The following is a 369-nucleotide window of genomic DNA, read 5'->3' as shown; positions in this document are numbered from 1 at the left end:
TCGAGATGCTGTCGCGCGAACTGTCGAAGTGCCGCGACGTGCTCTATCTCGGTCGCGGCACCAGCTTCCCGCTGGCGATGGAAGGCGCGCTGAAGCTCAAGGAAATCTCCTATATCCACGCCGAGGGGTATGCCGCCGGTGAATTGAAGCATGGTCCGATCGCGCTCATCGACGAAAACATGCCTGTTATCGTCATCGCCCCGCACGACCGCTTCTATGAAAAGACCGTGTCGAACATGCAGGAGGTGGCAGCCCGCGGTGGACGCATCATCCTGATCACCGACGAAAAGGGGGCGGCCGCCTCGAAGCTCGAGACGATGGCGACGATCGTTCTGCCGAATGTCGACGAGATCATTGCGCCGATGATCT

1 protein-coding gene is annotated in these 369 nt (G+C 59.9%); it reads left to right on the top strand.

Annotation, left to right across the window (positions count from 1 at the left end):
* Positions 1 to 369 (top strand): SIS domain-containing protein (locus tag C6558_RS39380; protein ID WP_245449386.1); only part of this gene is annotated, 369 nt, incomplete at both ends.

Source organism: Ensifer sp. NM-2 (assembly GCF_003024455.1).
GTDB classification, from domain to species: domain Bacteria; phylum Pseudomonadota; class Alphaproteobacteria; order Rhizobiales; family Rhizobiaceae; genus Ensifer; species Ensifer canadensis.
Note: the sequence above shows the minus strand (reverse complement) of the source record. Positions and strands in the feature narration are given on the sequence as shown.